At 48.9% G+C, this 1,446-nt stretch carries 2 protein-coding genes; both read right to left on the bottom strand.

The window, feature by feature from the left end; genetic code table 11:
• Positions 1-159, bottom strand: a 159-nt coding sequence (locus tag KCR01S_RS23560) for a transposase (RefSeq protein WP_156478813.1), incomplete at its 3' end; no start/stop codon positions are given.
• Positions 160-778: 619 nt separating this feature from the next.
• Positions 779-1,105, bottom strand: coding sequence for a hypothetical protein (locus KCR01S_RS25795; RefSeq protein WP_061285266.1), 327 nt, complete (start codon positions 1,103-1,105; stop codon positions 779-781).
• Between the last annotated feature and the right edge of the window lie 341 nt (positions 1,106-1,446).

The following is a 1,446-nucleotide window of genomic DNA, read 5'->3' on the forward strand; positions in this document are numbered from 1 at the left end:
GTTAGTGGATGAGTCCGGACAGTACTTCTTTATCCAGGCGTAAAGGCTGTGGGTGGTGATATCGAGACGTGTTGCAACGCTGGAAACAGAATGACCGCGATCAATAACCTGTTTGACTGCTTCAATTTTAAACTCTTCGGGATAACGTTTACCGCTCATGGGCACCTCTCTTTAAGTCATCTTAAATGACTCCGAGGTGTCTGTTAAACCCGTGGCAATTCACGACCGACTTACCACCTTTGATCTATTCATTCCTTCCGTAATACGAAATCACGGTATCACCGCCTGAAGTTATCGCTGTGGCAATACTCAAGCTTGTCTTCCTGAATATCGTAATAAACACGCTCGCGTAGCCCAGATCCTGTGATAGCAGTATTTACTGCCAGAATAGACACTATTTCCAACTAGTGAGCTGTTGTCGCGGATCTTTGGCCCACATAAGCCGAAGGAGCCTGTATGGTCCAGTTCATAGCACGACGTATCGTAAAACTGGCGTATCCAACGGTTACTGAGAAGGGGGGGCAACATGCGGGCAAGTCCAGAAGTGCCGAGTACTGACGGTGATAGTGTGTTGGCAGTGAGCTGGCGGATAATATGGAGGCCGTACTTAGGGGGCAAATGCCAGGCTATGCATTGTATGGCTAGGGACAAGTAAGCGCAGAATTCTTTTCTGTTCTTTTCTTTATATCTATCGGACTGGTGCTGTTCAGTCTGCGTGAGGTCTCAGCATTGCCACCGGCGGTGATTACCGGTGATATAATGCTCTTCCTTTATATGATCATGTCCGTGGAGGGCGTTCTGGCGTTGTTACTAACCTTGCCTGTGTGCGCGTGTCGATGTGCTGGCTCAGTAACTTCAACAGGTGCTGCCGGCGGATAGCTGGCAATAGGAGTGGAAAAATGATGCAGGCTGCCGTGCTGCTGGTATGACTGTAGGCGCAGCTGATTAGGATGCGGAATTCAAGGCGATTTTTTACCAGGAAATCCTGCCGACGTTGAAGGTCGAAGGGGAAACCATCATTGCGCTCACCCATGATGATCGTTGCTTTCACCGCGCGGACAGGATTATTAAACTGGAGTCGGAGAATATTGTTGCGAAGCGACATAGCGCTTCATTACCGAGGCCGTAGATCTCGTTCTTTTTCCCTCTATATAGAAGGACGTAATACGCAGCCAGCCACACTATTTCTCCACGTTTGTGGATAACTTTGTTAGTAAGTGGGTATAAGGCGGGGTTCTGCTGGGGATTGCAGCAGTCAGTCATTTTTCTGCAATTTAACTATTGCGGGCTGCGAGAAACTCCCTATAATGCGGCCCCACTGACACGGAACAACGGCAAACAAGCCGCCGGGTCAGCGAGGTTCTCCTGAGAACTTCGGCAGAGATAAGCGAAATTAAACGCTTGACTCTGAAAGAGGAAAGCGTAATATACGCCACCTCGCAACAA

The sequence above is a fragment of the Kluyvera cryocrescens NBRC 102467 genome (assembly GCF_001571285.1).
Taxonomy (GTDB): Bacteria; Pseudomonadota; Gammaproteobacteria; order Enterobacterales; family Enterobacteriaceae; genus Kluyvera; species Kluyvera cryocrescens.

Bases quoted from the DNA above. Each gene is read 5' to 3' on its own strand.
- KCR01S_RS25795 (WP_061285266.1), bottom strand. From the start codon at position 1,105: ATGTCGCTTCGCAACAATATTCTCCGACTCCAGTTTAATAATCCTGTC.